The organism is Roseomonas sp. TAS13, from assembly GCF_001950415.1.
GTDB lineage: Bacteria > Pseudomonadota > Alphaproteobacteria > Acetobacterales > Acetobacteraceae > Roseomonas > Roseomonas mucosa.
This window is the reverse complement of the sequence record NZ_BDLP01000498.1, coordinates 1-2,637: the sequence shown is the minus strand read 5'-3', so window position 1 is coordinate 2,637 and position 2,637 is coordinate 1. Positions and strand designations below refer to the sequence as shown.

Annotated in this window: 2 protein-coding genes; both read right to left on the bottom strand. The window is 71.0% G+C overall.

What is annotated here, in order from left to right:
- Window positions 1-1,237 (bottom strand): Na+/H+ antiporter (locus ROTAS13_RS22710; RefSeq protein WP_075823522.1); only part of this gene is annotated, 1,237 nt, incomplete at its 3' end.
- Window positions 1,238-1,288: 51 nt separating this feature from the next.
- The coding region (locus ROTAS13_RS22705; protein WP_371329276.1) for an MFS transporter at window positions 1,289-2,637 on the bottom strand (1,349 nt) is incomplete at its 5' end.

Here is a 2,637-nt window from a genome sequence, read left to right as displayed (position 1 = left end):
CCAGGCTGGCCACGACCAGCGAGAGCAGGATGACGCCCATGGCGAGGAAGATGGCGAGGTCGCGCGCCGGGAAGGGCGCGCCGTCCGGCGACACCAGCGGCAGGGTGAGCACGCCGGCCAGGGTGATCGCGCCCTTCACGCCCGCGAGCGCCATGACGGCGACGAGGTGCCAGCTCGGCCGTTCCGGCGAAAGGCCCTTTCGCGAGGCGTGCAGCAGGATGAACTGCACGGAGATCCAGACCCAGGCGAAGCGCAGCGCGGCGAGGCCCAGGGTGATGGCGATGACATAGAGCAGGAGCCAGCTCTCGTCGTGGTGCTCGGCCTGGTTCACCGTCGCGGCGGCACTCGCCAGGATGCGGGGAAGCTGCTCGCCCAGCAGGACGAAGATGGCGCCGTTGGCGGCGAGCTGCACCGTGTCCCAGACCGCGGTGCGGCGCATGCGCGTGACCGCCATGGCGATGCCGAGGTTCTCCACGTAGTTCATGGTGATGCCGGCGGCGACGGCGGCCAGGATGCCGGAGGTGTGCACGTGCTCGGCGGCGAGGTAGGCGCCGAAGGGGATCAGCAGGCTGACCAGCGTCTGGATGCCCGGGTCCTCCCCGGCGCGGCGCAGCAGGCGCTTCTGCACGAAGCTGACCACCACGGTCACGGCCACGCCGACGGCGACGCCGCCGAGGGCGAGCTGGAGGAAGGTGACGGAGGCCTCGGCGAGGGAGAAGGTGCCGGTGAGCGCGGCCGCGACGGCGAAGCGCAGGCAGACCAGGCCGGAGGCGTCGTTCAGGAGGGACTCGCCTTCCAGGATGTGCATCAGCCGGTGCGGGATGGGCACGCGCGCGGCGACCGATGAGACGGCGATCGGGTCGGTGGGCGAGAGCACGGCGGCGAGGGCGAAGGCGACGGCCAGCGGCATGGCCGGGATCAGCCAGTGGATGAAGAGGCCCATGCCGAGCACGGTGAAGACGACGAGGCCCAGCGCCAGGGCGAGGATGGTCCAGCCGTCGCGGAAGAAGCCGCGCTTGGGGATGCGCCAGCCGTCGAGGAAGAGCAGGGGCGGCAGGAAGACGAGGAAGAAGATCTCGGGCTCCAGCTCCACCTCGAAGTTCGGGCCATAGGCCAGCAGGGCGCCGATGGCGATCTGGAGCAGGGGAAGCGGCAGCGGGACCGGGGAAAGGCGGGCGATGTAGTTGCTCACCACCACGGCGAGCAGCATGACGAGGACGAGGGTGACGATATCCATGTGATTTCCCGAGCCTGCTTCCGTCTCCGGTTCCGGCGGCGCCTCTCCCGCCTATCGCGACAGCGCTTCCAGGTTGTCCACGCGGCGCAGCGCCGGAAAGACCCGCATCCAGAGCAGCACGATCACGATGCTGCCAATGCCGCCCAGCACCACGGCGGGGACGGTGCCGAGCAGCGCGGCGGTGACGCCGGATTCGAATTCGCCGAGCTGGTTGGAGGCGCCGATGAAGAGCATGTTCATCGCGTTGACGCGGCCGCGCATGTGGTCCGGCGTCGCGAACTGCACCAGCGCGGAGCGGATCACGACGCTCACCACATCCGCGGCGCCCAGCACGACGAGCGCCGCGACGGAGAGCGGCAGCCAGGTGGAGAGGCCGAAGACCACCGTGGCCAGGCCGAAGACGCCCACGGCGCCGAACATCTTCAGCCCGGCATGGTGGCGCATCGGAAAGCGCGCCAGCAGCAGCGACATCGCCAGCGCGCCGATGGCGGGGGAGGAGCGCAGCAGGCCGAGGCCCCAGGGGCCGGTGTGCAGGATCTCCTTGGCATAGACGGGCAGCAGCGCCACGGCGCCGCCAAGCAGCACGGCGAAGAGGTCGAGCGTGATGACGCCGAGCAGGATGGGCCGGGTGCGGATGAAGCCGATGCCGGCGAAGGCGTTGGCGAGCGTCAGCGGCTCGCGCCGCGGCGGCGTGTGGTCCAGCCGGATCAGCGTGGTGGCCAGGGCGGCGGTCAGGAAGAGCGCGGTGACGATCGAATAGGCAAGGCCGGCGCCGAGCGCGTAGAGGAGGCCGCCCAGGGCCGGGCCCAGGATCATGGCGGTCTGCATCGCCGAGCTGGTGAGCGAGATGGCCTGTTGCAACTGGGAGGACGGCACGAGGCCCGGCAGCAGGGAGGTGGTGGCGGGGCTCTCGAAGGCGCGGGCGGCGCCCACCGCCGCCACGGCCACGAAGACCAGCCAGGTCGGGGTGTGGCCCGCCAGGGCGGTGGCGGCCAGGGTGAGGCCGGCCAGGGCCTCGGCGAGCTGGCAGGCGCGCATGATGTGGCGGCGGTCGTACTGGTCCGCGATATGGCCCGCCGGCAGGGTCAGGATCATCTGCGGCACGAACTGGGCGAGGCCGACCATGCCGAGGGCGAAGGTGCTGCCGGTCAGCGCATAGACCTGCCAGCCCACCGAGACGGCGATGACCTGGAAGGCCAGGGCGGAGGAGACCCGGGTCACCCAGAAGAGCAGGAAGGAGCGGTTTCGCAGCAATGGGGACGCCGCCTCGGCCTGGGCGGCGGATGGCGCGGTCGCGGTGTTCAGGGGGCCGTCGCCGGCCGGCTGGGATGGTGCGTCACTCATGCGGGGGCGGTCGGGCTGTCTCTTGATCACATCTACGCACAGCTCCACCGTAAGGC